18 protein-coding genes are annotated in these 16,441 nt (G+C 62.5%); 11 read left to right on the top strand and 7 right to left on the bottom strand.

Annotation, left to right across the window (positions count from 1 at the left end; translation table 11 throughout):
- Together EN943_RS10050 and EN943_RS10045 are read left to right on the top strand one after the other, a co-directional pair.
- A partial coding sequence (locus tag EN943_RS10050) for a threonine/serine dehydratase (RefSeq protein ID WP_164778145.1) occupies positions 1-957 on the top strand: 957 nt, incomplete at its 5' end.
- A gap of 96 nt (positions 958-1,053) precedes the next feature.
- Positions 1,054-1,653 (top strand): DNA-3-methyladenine glycosylase, encoded by a 600-nt coding sequence (locus EN943_RS10045; RefSeq protein ID WP_127412481.1) that lies wholly within the window; start codon positions 1,054-1,056, stop codon positions 1,651-1,653.
- Between the two features lie 269 nt (positions 1,654-1,922).
- Here the strand turns inward: EN943_RS10045 and EN943_RS10035 are convergent, their stop codons facing one another.
- From EN943_RS10035 to EN943_RS10020, 4 genes are read right to left on the bottom strand one after another with little or no spacing between them, the layout of a single operon-like run.
- Positions 1,923-3,059, bottom strand: a complete 1,137-nt coding sequence (locus EN943_RS10035; protein WP_127412479.1) for an ABC transporter permease — start codon at positions 3,057-3,059, stop codon at positions 1,923-1,925.
- Complete coding sequence (locus tag EN943_RS10030; protein WP_127412478.1) at positions 3,056-3,976, bottom strand: ABC transporter ATP-binding protein; 921 nt, start codon at positions 3,974-3,976, stop codon at positions 3,056-3,058. Before EN943_RS10030 ends, EN943_RS10035 begins: the two co-directional genes overlap by 4 nt.
- Positions 3,973-4,926 (bottom strand): HlyD family efflux transporter periplasmic adaptor subunit, encoded by a 954-nt coding sequence (locus tag EN943_RS10025; protein ID WP_127412477.1) that lies wholly within the window; start codon positions 4,924-4,926, stop codon positions 3,973-3,975. The genes EN943_RS10030 and EN943_RS10025 overlap by 4 nt, the downstream gene beginning before the upstream one ends.
- A complete protein-coding gene (locus tag EN943_RS10020; RefSeq protein WP_127412476.1) occupies positions 4,923-5,621 on the bottom strand; it encodes a CerR family C-terminal domain-containing protein in 699 nt (232 codons plus the stop codon). The genes EN943_RS10025 and EN943_RS10020 overlap by 4 nt, the downstream gene beginning before the upstream one ends.
- A 90-nt stretch (positions 5,622-5,711) precedes the next feature.
- On the opposite strand from EN943_RS10020, the gene EN943_RS10015 reads away from it, so the two are divergent.
- The 3 genes from EN943_RS10015 (at position 5,712) to EN943_RS10005 (ending at position 8,012) form a co-directional block, all read left to right on the top strand.
- Positions 5,712-6,185, top strand: coding sequence for a CYTH domain-containing protein (locus tag EN943_RS10015; protein ID WP_027040298.1), 474 nt, complete (start codon positions 5,712-5,714; stop codon positions 6,183-6,185).
- Positions 6,182-7,114, top strand: coding sequence for a CHAD domain-containing protein (locus EN943_RS10010; RefSeq protein ID WP_127412475.1), 933 nt, complete (start codon positions 6,182-6,184; stop codon positions 7,112-7,114). Before EN943_RS10015 ends, EN943_RS10010 begins: the two co-directional genes overlap by 4 nt.
- A 91-nt stretch (positions 7,115-7,205) precedes the next feature.
- On the top strand, positions 7,206-8,012 hold the full coding sequence (locus EN943_RS10005) for a YiiX/YebB-like N1pC/P60 family cysteine hydrolase (protein ID WP_127412474.1): 807 nt from the start codon (positions 7,206-7,208) through the stop codon (positions 8,010-8,012).
- 55 nt (positions 8,013-8,067) lie between these two features.
- Here EN943_RS10005 and EN943_RS10000 read toward each other — a convergent pair whose 3' ends face one another.
- Entirely contained in the window at positions 8,068-9,039 is a 972-nt protein-coding gene (locus EN943_RS10000) for an AraC family transcriptional regulator (RefSeq protein WP_127412473.1), read from the bottom strand.
- A gap of 176 nt (positions 9,040-9,215) precedes the next feature.
- Here EN943_RS10000 and EN943_RS09995 point away from each other — a divergent pair, with 176 nt between their 5' ends.
- From EN943_RS09995 to EN943_RS09980, 4 genes are read left to right on the top strand one after another with little or no spacing between them, the layout of a single operon-like run.
- Positions 9,216-9,359: a hypothetical protein gene (locus tag EN943_RS09995; protein ID WP_023813481.1), complete on the top strand. Its 144-nt coding sequence runs from the start codon at positions 9,216-9,218 to the stop codon at positions 9,357-9,359.
- Between the two features lie 11 nt (positions 9,360-9,370).
- Positions 9,371-9,715, top strand: a complete 345-nt coding sequence (locus EN943_RS09990; protein ID WP_127412472.1) for a hypothetical protein — start codon at positions 9,371-9,373, stop codon at positions 9,713-9,715.
- Positions 9,708-10,226, top strand: a complete 519-nt coding sequence (locus EN943_RS09985; RefSeq protein WP_127412471.1) for a hypothetical protein — start codon at positions 9,708-9,710, stop codon at positions 10,224-10,226. Before EN943_RS09990 ends, EN943_RS09985 begins: the two co-directional genes overlap by 8 nt.
- A gap of 22 nt (positions 10,227-10,248) precedes the next feature.
- Positions 10,249-10,689 (top strand): hypothetical protein, encoded by a 441-nt coding sequence (locus tag EN943_RS09980; RefSeq protein WP_164778144.1) that lies wholly within the window; start codon positions 10,249-10,251, stop codon positions 10,687-10,689.
- Between the two features lie 21 nt (positions 10,690-10,710).
- Here EN943_RS09980 and EN943_RS09975 read toward each other — a convergent pair whose 3' ends face one another.
- Positions 10,711-11,508 (bottom strand): helix-turn-helix transcriptional regulator, encoded by a 798-nt coding sequence (locus tag EN943_RS09975; RefSeq protein WP_127412469.1) that lies wholly within the window; start codon positions 11,506-11,508, stop codon positions 10,711-10,713.
- 113 nt (positions 11,509-11,621) lie between these two features.
- On the opposite strand from EN943_RS09975, the gene EN943_RS09970 reads away from it, so the two are divergent.
- A complete protein-coding gene (locus EN943_RS09970; RefSeq protein WP_127412468.1) occupies positions 11,622-12,482 on the top strand; it encodes an ATP/GTP-binding protein in 861 nt (286 codons plus the stop codon).
- Positions 12,483-12,743: 261 nt separating this feature from the next.
- Here EN943_RS09970 and EN943_RS09965 read toward each other — a convergent pair whose 3' ends face one another.
- Entirely contained in the window at positions 12,744-15,173 is a 2,430-nt protein-coding gene (locus EN943_RS09965; RefSeq protein WP_164778143.1) for a glycosyltransferase, read from the bottom strand.
- Positions 15,174-15,392: 219 nt separating this feature from the next.
- On the opposite strand from EN943_RS09965, the gene gmd reads away from it, so the two are divergent.
- Positions 15,393-16,433, top strand: a complete 1,041-nt coding sequence (gene gmd, locus EN943_RS09960) for a GDP-mannose 4,6-dehydratase (protein WP_127412466.1) — start codon at positions 15,393-15,395, stop codon at positions 16,431-16,433.
- The last annotated feature ends 8 nt before the right edge of the window (positions 16,434-16,441 follow it).

The raw sequence follows: 16,441 nt of genomic DNA, 5'->3' as shown, positions 1-16,441 counted from the left end.
GCCGACATCCACGCCGCCGCCGCCCGCCTCTCCGGCCTGATCGTTGAAACCCCCTTGATCGAATCGCAGGAGCTGAACAAGCACTTCGGCGGCCGCATCCTGTTCAAGCCGGAGACATTGCAGCGCACCGGCTCGTTCAAGTTCCGCGGCGCCTACAACAAGCTATCGTCGCTCAGCGAGGAGGAGCGCAGCCGAGGCGTCGTCGCCTTCTCGTCGGGCAATCATGCGCAGGGCGTCGCGGCGTCGGCGGCGATGTTCGGCGTTAAGGCGGTCATCGCCATGCCTTCAGATGCCCCAGCTATGAAGATCGCCAATGTGCGCAAGATGGGCGCGGAGGTGGTGCCGTTCGACCGCTTTCGCGACGACCGCATGACCGTGGTGCGGCCCTACATCGAGAAAGGCATGGTGCTGGTGCCGCCCTTCGACGACCCGGCCATCATTGCCGGGCAAGGTACGATCGGCCTCGAACTGATGCGCCAGGCAAAAGCGCTTGGCGTCGGCCTCGACGCGGTGATCGTCCCCTGTGGAGGCGGCGGCTTGTCGAGTGGCATCTCCGTTGCCGTCAAGGACGCCTCGCCCGACACCGCGGTCTGGGCGGTGGAGCCCGAGCATTTCGACGACACCCGCCGGTCACTGGCCGCCGGCGCCAGGGTGTCGAATGAACCCGGCCATGCCTCGATCTGCGACGCGATCCTGACCGCCGAACCCGGCCTGATCACCTTCGAAATCAACCGCAGGAACCTGGCAGGCGGCATCGCCGTCACCGACAAGGCGACTGCCCAGGCGATGCGCGACGCCATGGCCTATCTCAAGCTGGTGGTCGAGCCCGGCGGCTGCGTGGCGCTGGCTGCACTGTCATCGGGCGAGATCGAGCTGTCGGGCAAATGCATTGCCGTGGTGCTGTCCGGCGGCAATGTCGATTTCGGCACCTATGCCGGGATCATGGCGGCGGCTTGAGCCGGCGATGTCGAGGGGATCTGATATGGAGGATCTGCCGACAGGCTCCGCCTTGGATTACTGCTCGCCCCCCTCCAAATCGTGGCCGCCCTAAGGATGGTCATCTACCGCCCGCTCACACGTTCCGAGCTGCCCGATGATACGGCAGCTCTCGCCCGCACCCTCATCGGCAAGCTCGTGGTGCGCGAGTTGCCCGAAGGCATCGCCAGCGGCCGCATTGTCGAGACAGAGGCCTATGTGACCGGTGATGCCGCCGGACACGGCTACCGGGGGATGACCCCGCGCAACCGTTCGCTGTTTCTCGACGCTGGGCACGCCTATGTCTATCTCGCCTACGGCATCTCGTACATGCTCAACGTCTCGAGCGAGATGGCAGGGGTCGGAACCGGCGTGCTGATCAGGGCGCTCGAGCCGCTCGAAGGCATTGCGATCATGCGGCTCAATCGCGGCATCGAGCGCTTGCGCGACCTCGCGCGGGGACCGGGAAGGCTGGCCCAGGCACTGCGGATCGATCGTTCGCTCGACGGACTCGATCTTTGCCGCAAAGGCCCGCTATGGTTGGCAGTTGATGATCATCAAGCCGGCGACGTCGGGCAGGGCATCCGGATCGGCATTACGAAGGACGCGGATCGCACGCTACGGTTTTACGTCAAGGGGAGCGCCTTCGTCAGCGGCCCGAAATCGCTCAACGGTTAGTGGCAGTTACAAACCATGGAGATTGGGGAAAGCATTTCTCCCTTCGTCATCCACGGGCGGAGCAAGGAGCGAAGCGACGCAGCGCAGACCCGAGGGTCCATTCCGTGACTCCCTCGTAAAGTGCAGCGGAGCAGAATTCTGAACCGTTGAAACGGTGTTCGGGTCGCGGCATGGATCCTATGGTCTGCGCTGCGTCGCTACGCTCCTTGCTCCGCCATAGGATGACGACGCCGCAAAGGCTGGTACCAAGACTGGAGGTCGTGCGGCGTCTAGTCGAGCGTCCTCCTGAATCGCACCAATGCGACGCCGGCAAACAAAGCCACGAACACCACCAGCCAACCGATCTCGCCGGACACCGCCGGCAGTTCGGCCCCCTTCAGCATCACCGCGCGGGTGATGCGCAGGAAATGCGTCAGCGGGAAGATCTCGCCGAAGGCCTGCGCCCAGTCCGGCATGCCGCGATAGGGGAACATGAAACCCGACAGCATGATCGACGGCAGGAAGAAGAAGAAGGTGAGCTGGAGCGCCTGCATCTGCGTTCGGGCGATGGTCGAAATCGTATAGCCGAGCAGCACCAGCGCCAGCACGAAGATCAGCACGGCGGTCAGGAGCAGCGACATCGATCCGGTGAAGGGGATGGCGAACAGAAGCTTCGCCGCCGCCAGCACCACCACCACCTGCACGCCGCCGACCGCCAGATAGGGCAGCACCTTGCCCATCATGATCTCGAGCGGGCTGGACGGCATCGCCAGCAGGTTCTCCATCGTGCCGCGCTCTGTCTCGCGGGTCAGCGCGATCGAGGTCATCATCACCATGGTCATCTGCAGGATGACGCCGAGCAGGCCGGGCACGATGTTGTATTGCGAGATGCCTTCGGGATTGTAGCGCCGGTGTACGACGACATCGAGCTGACCCTTGGCGGCCTCGGCGGCGGCTTCCTGCATGCCTTGAGCCCTCAGCAGCGCCTGGCTGGCGACGGTGCCGAGCGTCGAGATGGCGCCGCTGGCCACCGACGGGTCGGTGGCGTCGGCCTCGATGAGTATCTGCGGGTTGTTGCCGCTCTCCACCCTCCTGGCGAAATCGGCGGGGATGGTGACGACGAAGGCGACGTCGCCGCGCGATATCAGGAACTCGGCCTCGGCGGCACTTTGCGCGACATGGTCGAAACGATAGTAGCCGGTTGTCTGCAGCGCCGCGACAATGGCACGCGTGTAGGGATCGTTGCTCGTCGCCACGAGTGCCGCCGGCAGGCTTTTCGGGTCGTTGTTGATGGCGTAGCCGAAAAGCACCAACTGTATGAGCGGCACGCCCAGCATCATGGCGAAGGTGATGCGGTCGCGCCGCATCTGGATGAACTCCTTGATCAGCAAGGCGCCAAGCCGGGCGAAGGAAAAGACGCTGTTCATGCCATGTTGTCCTTCGAGCCGGACATGAACTGGATGAAGACGTCCTCGAGGCTGGTTTCGCCGGGCGAAACTTTCACGCCCTTGTGCTCTTTCTCGACGTCGGCGAGTGCGGCTTCGAGCTTCTTCCTGTCGGAGCCGACGACATGCAGCGTCGCGCCGAACGGCGCCACCTGATCGACGCCGGGGCGGCCCTGGAGCGCTTCGGCGACCTGATCGAGCCGCGGGCCCTGCAGGACAAACGTGGTCAGCCCGGCATTTTTCACCACCTCGGCGACGGTTCCGGTGGCCAGCATCTTGCCGTAGGAGATATAGCTGATGCGGTGGCAGCGCTCGGCTTCGTCCATGTAGTGAGTGGAGACCAGCACGGTCAGCCCGCCGCTGGCAAGGCGATGGATCTCGTCCCAGAACTCGCGCCGCGCTTTCGGGTCGACACCGGCCGTAGGCTCGTCAAGCAGCAGCAATTTCGGCTTGTGCATGATGCAGGCGGCCAGCGCCAGCCGCTGCTTCCAGCCGCCCGACAAGGTGCCGGCCAGCTGGTTGCGGCGCGACGTCAGGCCGAGGTCCTCCAACGTGCGCGCGACATGCTCTTCGACCGGCTTCAGCCGATAGAGGCGCGCCACGAATTCGAGATTCTCGCCGATCGTCAGATCCTCGTAGAACGAGAATTTCTGCGTCATGTAGCCGACTTCACGCTTGATGCGCAGGCTGTCGGTGCGAATGTTGAAGCCGAGCACCGTGCCTTCGCCTTCGTCCGGCGTCAGCAGGCCGCACATGATGCGGATGGTGGTGGTCTTGCCCGAACCGTTGGGGCCGAGAAAGCCGACGATCTCGCCCTCGGCGACCGACATCGTCACATGGTCGACGACGGTCTTGTCACCAAAACGCTTGACCAGGCCGTGGACGTCGATGGCGTTCATCTTGCGCTGTCCGCCAGATCGACATCGACGATCTGGCCCGGTTGCAGCGGGCCGGCATCGCCCTCCGGCCGCGCCTCGACCAGATAGACCAGCTTCTGCCGGTTCTCGAGCGAATAGATCACCGGCGGGGTGAATTCCGGATCCGGCGACACGTAGCTGACGCGTGCCTTCACATCCGGGCCGCAGCCGTCGCAATGGACGCCGAGCAAGGTGCCGACCTTGACCGAGGAGAAGGCGCTCTCCGGGATGTAGACGCTGAGCTTGACCGCACCGTCGGGCAGGATCGAAATGACTGGCGCGGTCGGACCTGATGTGTCGCCCGGATTGCGGATGACATCGTTGACGCGGCCGGGCGAAGGGGCGGCCAGCACCCGTTTCGACAGCCGCCATTGCGCCTGCTCCAGGGCCGCCTGCGCCTGCTTGACCTGGTTGTCGGCGGCCTTGATCGTCTCCGGGCGCGCCGGCAGGCCGCCGACGGCGAGATTGGCATTGGCCTGGCCGACCTGCGCGTTGGCCGTTTCGAGCGTGGCCGACGCGGTGTCGAAATCCGCCTGCGTACCGGCGCCACGCTTGAACAGATCGGCGGCGCGGTCGTATTTGCGCTTGGCGTCGGCGGCCTGGGCGCTGGCCATGTCGACCTCGGCCTTCAGCACGGCGATCTCTTCCGGCCGCTTGCCGATCTGCAGGTCGGCGAGTTGTGCCTGCGCCTGTGCAAGGCTTGCCTGCGCCTGCGCCACAGCGATCTTTGCATCGGCGCTTTCCAGCGTCACAACGGTGGTGCCGGGCATGACACGGTCGCCGCGCTTGACCGTGACGGTTTCTACCTGCGCCACCTCGATCGGCGCCAGAAGCACGTAGTCGCCTTCGACATAGCCGACGGCCAGCGGTGCTGCCGGGGCACAGGCCGAGAAGAGCTGCGCGGCGAGCGGCAGCGAACACAGAAAGCTCATGGTCTTTGCCCCTTTGGCTTTGCCCCTTTTCTGGCGGCCAATATGGCCCTGAGATTGCCCGAAGTGACCGCCACCACCTTGGCGGCCTCCGCGGCGCCGATATCGGTCCAGCCCATGCGGCGCATCACCGCCTCACGGCCGATGCGGAAATAGATGACCTGGCCGATCAGCGTGAACACGGTGAGCCTTGTGGCCTCGCTTTCGGCGGGCTCGCCGGTTGCCTGTTCCCAGAGCTGGCACAGCCGGCGATGGCTCGGCTCGAAGACGCCGTCATAGATGCGGTCGAGGGCCGCCGTGGGATGGGAAAGTTCGCGCAGGATGAACTGCACGATCTCGCCGGCCTGCGGACTGGCCACCACAAAGCCGATCATTCGCTCCAGCGCCGCGAAGAGCTGCGCCTGCGCTGCCTCGGGACCGACCGGCGCGGGCGCCTGTGCGTTGCCGAGCGCCGGGCCGGCGACCGTCTGGATGGTCTCGACGATAAAGTCGGCGGCGGCCGTGCGAAGACCCTCCTTGCCGCCGAAATGATAGGCGATCGAGCCGATGTTGGCTTGCGCCTCGGCGGCGATCTCGCGCGTCGAGGTGCCATCGAAACCCTGCCGTCCGAACAGCTTCAACGCCGCCTGGACAAGGGCCGCGCGCGTCATCTCGGCGGGCTCGCGGCGAAGAACTTTAGGCTCAGGCAGTTTGATCATGAGCACACTTTAATCAATCGATTGATTAAAGTCAACTTCTGTTCGTCGTTGCCTTGCCATCGACGGCGGCAACCGCTTTAGTGCGCGGCCATGGGCAAGGAAGTCGAACGAAAATTCCTGGTCACCAGCACCGCGTGGCGGGAGCTGGCCGAGGCGGATATCCGCATCCTGCAGTTCTACCTCGCGGCCGGCCCCGGACGCACGGTGCGCATCCGCATCAGCGATGGCACTTCCGCCAAGCTGACGCTCAAATTCGGCAGCAAGGCGCGCGAGCGCGACGAATTCGAGTATCCGATCCCGCTGTCGGAGGCGGTGGAGATGCTGGACTTCGCCATCGGACGTGTCATCGAGAAGACACGTCACCATGTTAGGCACCGTGGCTATCTCTACGAAGTCGATGTTTTTGGCGGTCCGCTTGCGGGACTTGTGGTCGCCGAACTTGAGACGCCGGAGGACGTGCCGGACGAAATGCTGCCCGACTGGCTCGGCCGTGAAGTCACCGGCGAGCAGAAATTCTACAACGCGTCGCTCGCCCTTGGTGGGATTCCGGAGATCGCCGCATGAGCTTTCGCATCGATCCGCGCCTGCCGCTGACCGGCGAGGTCAGGAGGATCCTTGCCGAGGAGATCGGCAAGGCGCTGCATCATCTTGACGCCGCACGGAGCCGGCCGGAACAGGCGCTGCACAAATGCCGCAAGCGGCTGAAGAGCGCCCGGGCTTTGCTGCGGCTTGTTCGTTCCGGAAACGAAACATTCTGCGAGACCGAAAACCAGTGCTACCGCAACGTGGCCGGCCTGCTTGCCGGCCTGCGCGAGGCGACAGCGCTGATCGAAACCATCGACCGACTGGCAGCAAGCTTTCCCAAGGAGAGCGGCGACGACGGGCTGGGCGCGGTTCGCGACAGGCTGATCGCCCACCAGCATGAATTGCACGAAGGTGCCGGCCTCGAGGCGGCGATCGGTGCTGCGACCGCCGCCTGCGAGGAGGGCCTGCACCGCATCGACACGCTGGCCTTGCCCGACCAGCCGGAACAGGCGGCCGACGTGCTTGCCGAAGGCGCCCGCGTCACGCTGCGCCGTGCCAGGAAGGCGCTCGACAAGGCCGGATCGCGGGGAGCGGCCGATGATTTCCACGATCTGCGCAAGGCGGCCAAGACCCACGGCATGCATCTGTCGCTGCTCGGCCGGCTGTGGCCGACACCGATCAAGGCAAGGCGCAAGGCGGTCGACGAACTGGGCGAGCGGCTGGGCGACCTGCACGATGTGCTGGTGATGCGCGCGCTGCTCGAGGCCGACGACCAGCCGCTCGGGCCGCCCGAAGACACGAAATTTCTGGCCAAGCTGCTGAAGCGGTCGGAGAAGCAGCTGAAGAAGAGGTGCCTTGCCGAAGCGGCCGAGTTGTTCGGCGACAGCCCCAAACGCTCGACACGCAAACTGGCCCGCAAGGCGCGCGACGATCTGGCTGCGCCGCCGGAAGAGGCCGCGGCATCGTAGGCTGACCTGGCGCTTTTCCTCTTAGTCCGGACAGGGGGAGGAAAGGCGTGCGCTAGCCCTCATTACCCGCCCATGCTAATCGCCATGGAGCATGACCGAGCCCGGCGACACGCTTCTGGATCGACTTGGCCGCTGGCTTGCCGGCCGGCTGCAGGAAGAATCGTCTGGCTACGAGCCCTACACCCCGTCCGATGCCGAAACGCTGCGCCGCACGCTTGAGCCCGGCGACATCCTGCTGATCGAGGGCAACCAGAAGATCTCGGCGGCGATCAAGTACCTGACCCAGTCGACCTGGTCACATGCGGCCTTCTATGTCGGCGATGCGCTGGCCGAACCGGAAGACGGAACGGAACGGCGGCGCCTGATCGAGGTCACGATCGGCGAAGGCTGCGTCGCCGTGCCCTTGTCGCGCTACCGCACCTACAACACCCGCATCTGCCGGGCGAGCGGGCTGGCGCCGGAGGATCGCGACAAGGTCGTCGCCTTCATGATCGGCAAGCTCGGCCTGAAATACGACCTCAAGAACATTTTCGACATGCTGCGTTTTTTCTTCCCGACACCGCCGGTGCCGGTGCGCTGGCGCCGCCGCATGCTGGCCTTCGGCTCCGGCGATCCGACACGGGCGATCTGCTCGACGCTGATCGCCGAGGCCTATGGCCAGATCCGCTATCCGATCCTGCCCGAGATCACCCGTGCGCCCGGCCGCGCTTCGGCGCAGTCGAATTATTCGCGCAAGGAAATCCTGCACATCCGCCACCACTCGCTGTACACGCCGCGCGATTTCGACCTGTCGCCCTATTTCCGCATCGTCAAGCCGACGCTGGAATATGGTTTCGACTACCGGGCGGTGACCTGGGACGACAAGCTTGCCGATACAGGGGCGAAGGCCGCCGAATAAACACGATCAAAAGAGTCCAGCCGCGTGCACGGGAACGCTGGCCGGCGGCCGGGCGTCAGTGCTTGCAAGCCGCGGCCCGCACGTCCGAGGGTGTAGCGTCGTAGCGGCGACGGAACGCCCGGTTGAAATAGGAAAGGTCGTTGAAGCCGGCCTCGTAGGCGATCGCGGTGATGCTGCGTCCGGCATGGCGCGGATCGCCGAGCATGCGATGGGCGCGCGCCAGCCGCTGGGTCATCATGAAATCAATCAAGGATGTGCCATCGCTCTCGAACAGCTTGCGGACATAGCGGGCCGACAGTCCGTGGCGGGCGGCGACGTCCTGCGCCGACAGGTCGACATGGCCACCATGCGCTACGATATCTGCCTTGATGGCGCGCAAGCGGGCAACGCTGACGCCGCGGCCGCGCGCGATCTGGGCCGCATCCCTGGTCGCGCCCATGGCGAGTGCGGCAAGGTCGAAGACATGCGTCGCCGCAAGGTGGCAGGCCTCCGCAGTCAACTCGTCTCCGACCTCCTGGATCGAGCCGATATAATCGAGCAACAGCCGCATCGCCCCGCTCTGGGTCGGCAAGGGCCGCATAAGAACCGCGGCCGGATCGCCGATCAGAGGCGAAAGCTGCTTGCGCGAGAAACTCAGATTGATGAAGCGGAACCCGCCGGCGCCGATCAGGTTGAGGCCAACCTCTTCGCCGCTCATCATCAGCGCCTGGCCGTTCCCGACCGCCTCCTCGCGGCCGCGATGCTTCATCACACTGCCCCCGTCGAGCGCCGCCAGAAGAACGAAGTCGTCGTTGTCGATCAGCGACGACGTATGATGCACCCGGAATTCCGATGAGCTGCCGGTGGCTATGCCGAGGCCTGGCAACGCGCGCACCCGCATGTCGATCTGCGCCGGCGCCAGCGGATCGAGGTCCACCCTCAGAACCGTGCGGCCGTAAACCTCGCGCGTGATCTCGACGCGATCCCGCTCCGGAAACATCTCCGTCGCCAGTCTGAACGAAGCTGACGGCCCCATCGTCGCAGTCATCGACACCCCCTAGCCCAAGAGCGCGGTCATATGCGCTGCAGCCTGCAAAACGTCAATCCCGGGCCGTTTTGGCCGCTTTCAGTGCCGTTCTGTCCAAGCTGACCCCCTTGGATGCCCCTAGTTTTGCGGCGCGATTCCGAAACGGAACCGCATTGGCGGCAATCCAAGGGGGCACGATGTTTCATTTGCAACTGTTCAAGACGCTGTCGGCGCTGGCCGCGGCGGGCTTCAATCCGCGCGTCTATCTGCTGTCGATCGCATTGGGCAACGCGGTGACCGATCATCGCGAGGCCAAGCTGCCGCCGCGCGCTGCCCGATGATGAGCAGCACCATGAAAAAGAGCATTATCCTGGCCCTGACCATTGCCCTGGCGGGCTGCCAAACGGGTCAGGTCGACGACAACCCGGCATCGATCGCGAGTGCGGCTGGCAGCAAGAAGGCCCAGAACGAACCGACGACGGAAACGGCCTGCGCCGCTGCCGCCAAGAAGGCGGCGAAGGCACAGACCAATGCGGCTCTGCTCGGCGGTGTCCTGTCGATGGCGGGGGGTCTTGGCGGTCTGGCTGGCAATGGTGGGGTCATTGCCGGTCAGGCCGCCTCGATCGGCGGCTCGGTTCTGCAGTCCCAGGCCACGAGCAGTGCCCGGGCCGGCGCTGCGGAGGATTGTTATGGCTGAGCGGCGTTTCGCAGCCATGCGCCGGCTGGCCGGCGCGCTCGCACTTGCCGGCATGATCTTCGACAGCCCGCAGGCCTTGGCGCTGACAGCGCGGGATGCGTCGACGGTCGTTGGCCTGATCGAGGCCTTGCAGCCCGAATTCGGTCAGTTCGCCTATGACGAGGAGATCGCCGCCGACTGGTACGAGCGCGATGCCGCGGACAACGGCTTGATCGGCACAGCCGGCTTCACCGCCGACAGCTGGAAGGTCGCGCTTGGCGAGACCATGCGCGGGTTCCTGGCGACGATGCCGGTCGCAGAACTCGATGCCATTTTCGCCAAGCTCAGGGATGCCATATCCGGCATGAGGGAGCTGACCGACGCACAGAAGACAGAGACCATCGCCGCCATCGACGAAGAGGTCGAAGGGTTGATGGCTTTGCGGGCCGAGGGCGACCCCTTCGCCGATGTCGTCAGGCCGCTGACGCCGAAAATCCGCAGCCTCATCCTCGGCCCGGCGATGGGGCGATAGGATGTTGGGCAACAGGAAACGGGTGGCGGGAAAAGCAACTCCGAGCGGGAACCTCAAGGTCGAACATCGCGGCATTTTTCCAGCCACGGCACGTGTCAGGCGGGGCAGGCCGATCGCGATGCTTATCTGCCTGCTGGCGTCCAGCTGCAGCCAGACGGCCGCCAGCCCGCCGATCACCGCCGACCAGCATGCGCAATTGGCGGAGCTGGCGGCCGGCCCGGACTCGCCGGAGGGCCTTGGCGAGGCCCTGGCTGCAGTCGAGGCGACCAGGAAAATGCAGGATTGCCGGGCGCGTATGAACGAGACGGCCGGGCAGATGAAGACTATGGGCGCCGTCAACGGCGCGGTCGGCATCGCCGGCCGCATGGCGGGTCCGGGCGGCAAGACAGCGGCAAAAATGGTGGCGGTCGGCACCGCCAAGGCCGTGCGCGGCAAGCTCAGCCATCAGATGCAATCATGCTGAGAGGATTGGCGTGGTGTCCGGTCAGGCCGGCAGTGGCCGCCGTGTCTTGGCGGCCGGGTCGGTTGCTCTCGCACCGGCATCTCGCGGATGCGGCCCGATCGGCATGATCGCCGGAAACGGCGTTGCACCGAACGCAAACGTCCATTTGTAGCCGACCAGCCCGTCCTCCGGCGTGGTGTGCTGGTCGTGATGGGCGAGCAGTTTGGCGCGGTCGGCGAGATCCTCCGCCTCGCGCCGCACCATCTCCGCCGTCTCCGGCCGCATCCGCCTGGAGAAGCTGACGAAGGTCGCTTCCTTGTCGATATGGGTGATCGCCCAGCCGATGAAATTCTTGTTGGTCATTTCGAACAGCGGCCTGAGCGGCCCTTCGAAATTCCACTGGATCGGCGTCTCGACCAGCACTCTCGCCGTCAGACCCCGGCCGAGCGCGACCAGGCCGAGCTCCTCGAGATCGCGCAGATAGAGAAACATCGAGGCCTCGCTCAGGCCTTGCGAGCGCATGATGCCTTCGGGCGTGAATTTTTCCGATAACATGACGAAGATGAACAGCAAGGCCGGCCGGCCGGCGAGCCTGCGCTCGATCTCCGGTGCGATGTGGTTGATCGGCCCCGGCCCCCGGTTCATCGAGCCGAGCACGTTTTCCAGCTCTACGCCGGCGGCCTCGCAAATCTCCACCAGCCGGTCGAGCTTGCAGTTGCGCTCGTGGAAGATGCGCTTCACCGTCGGTTCGGAAATGCCCATGCGTTCGGCAAGCGCGCGATAGGTGACGCCCTTGGCCTTCAGCGTCCGCTTCAGCGCCTCGAAGATCAGACCGTTCATCGGATGCACCTCTAGCCGGCGGTTTCGTATCGAATTTCGATACTAGCGCTAATCGACCTTTCCGGAAAGTATCGAAAATCATAGCTATTCGCCGTCATCACAGGAGAGCAGTCATGAACACCTTCATTACCTCGGCCTTTCTCGCCGTCATCGGCATCGCGGCCGCGCCTGCCGCCGAGGCCGGCGAACTCTGGCGCGCCACCGGTCTCGAACAGCCGGAATCAGCCCTGTTCGATGCCATCCACAAGCGCATCATCGTCTCCAACATATCAGGCAATCCCGGCGACGCCGACGGCAACGGCTATCTCTCCGTGCTGTCGCTGGACGGCAAGACGGTCACCCAACACTGGACCGACGGCATGGACGCACCCAAGGGCATGGCGATCTCGGGCGGCAAGCTCTATGTCGCCGACATCACCAAAGTCCGCGTCGTCGACCTCGCCAGCGGCAAGCTCATCGCCAGCATCACGGTGCCGAACGCCGTCTTCCTCAACGACATGACTTCAGACCAATCCGGCAAGGTCTATGTCACCGATATGCTGGCCGACGCCATCTACCGCATCGACGGCGACCGGCCGGAGTTATTCGTCAAGAACGCGATGCTGGCTTCGCCCAACGGCGTCTTCGCCGATGGCGATAGGCTGATCGTCGCCTCCTGGGGCAAGGGCATCAAGCCCGACTTCAGCACGGCTGAGCCAGGTGGCCTGCTGTCGGTCAACCTTTCAAGCAAGGTGGTTTCGCCCTTGCCGGGCGCCCAGAAATTCGCCGACCTCGACGGCGTCATTGCCATCGGCGATACGATCTACGCCACCGCCTACATGACCGGCGCGCTCTACCGCTATCAAGCCGGCGCCGCACCGGAAGCGGTGGCGCATTTCAAGCCGGGCAGCGCCGACATCGGCACGGATGGAAAATCTATCCTTTATGTGCCGTTGATGAACCAGGGCGAAGTGGCGGCACTGCAGCTCGATTGAGGGCCACGCGCCTCAGGGCCGAGCTGCGAGACGTTCGCAGCCGTGAGGTGAAAGGTCGTTCGTCGGCGATGATCACCAACCCGAACTCGTCTTGTGGCTAGTAAATGACGTCCCCGGATCGGCCCACCTTGTGCCAAGCGCAACAGCAGACGTTACCGAGCAGATGCTTTGATGTCGCCTTTTTGGGGGCCGGAAGCGGACCTGTCCGGTTCTGGAACAACTACCGGGAAGCTGCCGGTCCGCTGACGTCCCTGGCGAACGTCAATAGGTATCCAAAATTGAATTCCTATATCCTTGGATGTCTTGAAGGCGACTAGCGATCACCTTGCCGACCGCCTCGGGGCTGTGCACCGCGGCCATGTACCTCCGAGCACGCTCGCCCATAGCGGCCACGACCTCAACGTTGTCGGCAAGTTGCGCCATGACCCGAGCGGCTTCATCTATGTCGGGATCGGCCCATTTCTGGCCTTCGATGAAATAGGGGTATTGATCGGGTTCGACGCCGATCAATCGGTATGGAATAGGAAACCCCGTCTGCGTGCCAACAAAATCCTTACTTCCCGAAAAGTCTGTTGCAACAACGGCTTTGCCCATGGCCATGGCTTCGGCAATTCCCAACCCGAAGCCCTCCGAGCGATGCAACGAGACAAAGACATCGCACGATTTTGTCAGACAATAGGTTTCGGTTCGAGTGAGAACCTCATCAATCAACACAACCCTGTTGTCGGTCTGCGCCAGGCTACGAATTGAATTCAGAATTGTTCGCTTGTGGGGGCTGTTACCCATCGTCTTGATAACCAAAGAAACCCGTCGATTTCGATCATGCCCGAACGCGCGCAGGTAGGCTTGTAAAACAGCGTCCGGGTTCTTCCGGTCCGGGTAGGACGAAAAATCGAATGAAAACAGAAATGCGGTGAAATTCTTTGGAATCTTGAAACGCTCACGACTCGCCTCGATGTCGGGTGGGACGGATATAGCCACCGGAATATGCACAACGGGGCGGTCGGTACCGGCCATGAAGGCATCCCGAACGAAGGCGGTCGGGGCCCAGATTTCGTCCATATGTTGCAGACTGTTCAGCCATTGCGGGTGGATCGAAGGCAGTTCCCAGAAAGGCCTGACGATGTTGTATCTGTTTTGGAGAACACCCCCGCCAATGCCATGAATGGTTGACCCCAGCATGTCGGCGTTTACGCAGAAAACGTTCACCATTTTGGACGGTCGAACAACGATACGAGACGTCAGGGCTCTATCCCTCCTTGACGAAAGAACCTGCTCGTCAAAGTTCGTGACATCATAGGTGATGTTGGCACCGTCGACTGAACGAGCGAGCGAGCGCATTGCTTCACCCACGCCCGTTTCTGAAAATGGATAACCGATCAGGGACAGGCCGGGCCCAAGGGTGGCCTTCGATGTCGTGTCGAAATTTGCGGGCCACGCATGCCTGAACATCGCATCGAGAAATTGCTTTCGCTTGGCCGGTGGTACCATTCTATAGAGCCAGCGAATGTGAGGCTGGGCTTTCATGAGAGTCCGGTAAGCGCGGCGCGCGATACGCGGCGCGATCACCGATTTTTCTGTGGCGGAAACATCTGCAGTTCCGTGACCTAGTTGGCGGATTCTCTTGGCGACAGTTTGCGTGAACCTGGGAGGAATCCCTGCCGACGTCGCGCCACCGGCGATATACCAGTCGGCGTAGTTTATCTGGGATTTCCCCTCTTGGAGAGGGAAGTAGGATTGTAGGTCGCGCCTCGTCGTCCAGAGTGCGTGCGCAAGCTGTGTGACCACACCACCGGGGTTGGGCTTGATGCCGGCTGGACGGTCCAGATGGTCCGGCATCAGAGTGAAAGGATCGCCCTCGAAAGGCTCGAGCTTCTCACGAAAGAGAATTCGCGCCAGTTTCGGAATCTTGGTGCCGTCGGAGAACGTCCCGAAGCCATAGGGAACTGAAGAAAAACTGCTTGCCCCGAAACCTTCCAACTGGTCATGATAACCCGCTGTGAGGCTTGCCAACGCTTCCGTAGATGTTGGCTTCCATCGCTGCTGGTGCTTCGACAGGACGCCCCTGTCGCCGGGAGTGATCCCGCTGAAATGGAAGAAGGCGAGTGGCGAGCCGTTGACCTCGTAGTTCTCATTCTTGGCTTTGATCGTGCGGGTGTCCAGGTTCCAGTACGCCACGTTGTAAGCTGGGTCGCGCAGGATGTATGTGCCTGGGCAATAGGCGGGCCACAGGTCCATGAATTTCTGGTCAACGAAAATCCCGTCGCTGAGGCGATCGGTGACGCACTCGTTTTGCAGACGCGACTCCCACCATTCCAGCAAAGCCGACGTCTCGCCTGTCCTGGCGAGGGCCAAAAATCCCAGATTGTAAATGCCGGATCGCATAAAGGTCAGGTCGTTTGGGCTCTCGGAATGGAGATTGGGGGCGAGGGAATGCGGCGTCAGGATGGAAGTCGCTCCCTCGTCGAATGCCCGCAATATTTCGTCGAAGCGACGATAGGCGAAGATATCCGGATCAAGGTAAATCACGCGGTCAAAACCTTCGGCAAAAAGCCGCCGGAATACCGTAGGCTTGATGGCCGTATTCAGTTCCACCACATCGTAGCGAAAACTGAAGGAACGACGATCCGGCAGATCGAGTTCGTCGAAAAAAATATGAGCGTCGAATTCGGGGAAGGCGCCCTGTTGCATGTCGTTTCGAGGTGTGTCAGCGATGGCAAGTATGCGTGAGAAGTCTGGATGGTGGCGAGCAAACGAAGACGCAAGCGTCCGCGAATAGTGGAGATAGTTCCACGATGAAATCGTAAAGAACGCATTCCTCATGCTGGGCCCGAATCTTCCTTTGCCTTGGCATCCAAACGTTGCCATAGCCCACGACAGGGGAAATCCACAATCGCAAGGAAACGGGCTGTGGCAAATAAGACCGCTTTGATAACGGGCATCACGGGGCAGGATGGAGCTTATTTATCAAAGCTGCTTCTCGACAAGGGATACCGTGTGGTGGGCTCCATGCGCCGCACGTCGGGGATAGGCACATGGCGTCTCCAGGATCTGCAGGTTCTGCGAGATATCGAATTCGTGTCGATGGAACTGACCGAGGACTCAAACGTGCGTGCGGTGCTGGAGAATGTCCAGCCTGATGAGATATACAATCTTGCGGCTCAGAGTTTTGTCGGAGATTCGTTTAGACAGCCAATCTATACATCTCAGGTGACCGCGATCGGAACATTGAGACTGCTGGAAGGCGTTAGATCTGTCGTCCCAGAAGCTAAATTCTACCAGGCTTCGACGTCCGAAATGTTTGGTAAAGTGCAAGAGGTCCCGCAAAACGAAAGAACTCCCTTCTATCCGCGCAGCCCTTATGGAGTGGCCAAGCTGTTCGCGCATTGGACTGTTGTGAACTACAGAGAGGCGTATGGCTTGCATTGCTGTAGCGGGATCCTCTTCAATCACGAGTCGCCTCTGAGGGGCGTGGAGTTTCTTCCTCGAAAAGTAACACTTGGTATGGCCAAGTATGCGTTGCGCGGCGAAGGGCCTCTGCGGGTCGGAAATCTAGAGGCGAAAAGAGATTGGGGCCACGCGCGAGATTACGTCGATGCAATGTGGAGGATGCTGCAAACGACGCCTGTAATGGATTTCGTTGTGGCGACCGGGAGAACGCACACGGTTCGTGAATTTGTCGAGATGGCCGCGAAAGCCTGCGGCATCTTTCTGGATTGGCAAGGAACGGGGCACAACGAGCAAGGTATCGACCGGACTACCGGAAAAGTCGTTGTATCTGTTGACCCGGCTTTCTACAGGCCATTGGAAGTCGACCTACTTGTCGGCGACTCTTCGCGCGCCAAAGAGGTGCTTGGCTGGAGTCCCACGGTTCGACTGGAGGATCTGGTCGCCGAGATGGTTGAGGCTGACATGCAACGGGTCTCGTCGAACCATGCGGCAGGGTTCTAGCAGCAGCG

This window comes from Mesorhizobium sp. M7A.F.Ca.US.006.01.1.1 (assembly GCF_003997935.1).
Taxonomy (GTDB): domain Bacteria; phylum Pseudomonadota; class Alphaproteobacteria; order Rhizobiales; family Rhizobiaceae; genus Mesorhizobium.
The sequence above is the reverse complement of the archived record's forward strand: the minus strand, read 5'-3'. Positions and strand labels throughout refer to the sequence as shown.